The sequence below is a fragment of the Lysobacter antibioticus HS124 genome (assembly GCF_000336385.2).
GTDB lineage: Bacteria > Pseudomonadota > Gammaproteobacteria > Xanthomonadales > Xanthomonadaceae > Lysobacter > Lysobacter firmicutimachus.
Map to the genome: position 1 here is coordinate 1 of NZ_HG424622.1, position 340 is coordinate 340.

At 69.4% G+C, this 340-nt stretch carries 1 pseudogene; it reads right to left on the reverse strand.

Annotated elements, in window-relative coordinates:
* Positions 1-340 (reverse strand): annotated as a pseudogene (locus TX83_RS23605) (OmpA family protein); the annotation flags it as partial.

Sequence of the window (340 nt, forward strand, 5' to 3'; positions counted from 1 at the left end):
GGCGCAGCCCGGCTCCACGACCGGAGCCGGAGCCACCGCAGCCACCGGCTCCGGACCCAGCGGGACGATGATGCCGACCGAAGCCAGCACGTCGCCGAACCAGTCTTCCGACTTGCCGTTGCGATCGACGCCGTTGACGCTGTTGTCGTCGAAGTCGGCGCGGTAGGCCAGCTCGGTGCGGATGCCGACGCGGCCCAGGTCGCCCTGGACGCCGACGCCGACCTTGGCGGCCACGTTGCCTTCCTTACGCTCGGCCGGCAGCAGGTTCACGGCCGACAGATACTCTTCTTCCGAGCGCTGGTAGCCCAGGCCCATCAGCAGGTACGGGTTCCAGTTGCGG